Here is a 523-nt window from a genome sequence, read left to right as displayed (position 1 = left end):
GCGGGGATTATAAGATCGCCATTCGTGCCGGGCTGGAAGACGCCGAGCGAGCGGGTCTTGCCGCCATCCATCACCAGCCACAGTTCCAGCGATTTTTCGTCGGTCTTGCCGGTTGCGACAGGCACAATGTGCATCCGTCCGGATTCCGCATCGTAGGAGGCGAGGAGATTAACCTGGCTGTCGGTCGTTGCAAGTTCGGCCACCAACGGAGTGGCGCCCTGCCATTTTTCGGGGAAGGCGGCGTAAACGATGGCGGCCACGGCGGTTGCGCTGGTGGCAACCGAGATCCAGCGCCAGAAGGACGCGGAATTCCAGAGGCTGCCATTGGTATTGACCGTCCTGCCGCCGAACAGGCGTTCTTCGATACGCGCAAGAACAGCGGCGCTCGGTGCCTGCTCCTGGTAATCGGCATTGAAGTCGGAAAATTCCGCCTCCCAGCGCTGCACCAGCTGTGCGAAGGCCGCGTCGTCCTGCATGCGTCGTTCCAGTTCACGGCGCTTTTCGAGCGGCAGCACGCCCAGGA

At 62.1% G+C, this 523-nt stretch carries 1 protein-coding gene; it reads right to left on the bottom strand.

Going from position 1 to position 523, the window contains the following annotated elements:
• The coding region (locus PIB16_RS26705; RefSeq protein WP_271046681.1) for an anti-sigma factor at positions 1–523 on the bottom strand (523 nt) is incomplete at both ends.

Source organism: Agrobacterium sp. ST15.13.015 (assembly GCF_027871645.1).
GTDB classification, from domain to species: domain Bacteria; phylum Pseudomonadota; class Alphaproteobacteria; order Rhizobiales; family Rhizobiaceae; genus Agrobacterium; species Agrobacterium leguminum.
The sequence above is the reverse complement of the archived record's forward strand: the minus strand, read 5'-3'. Positions and strand labels throughout refer to the sequence as shown.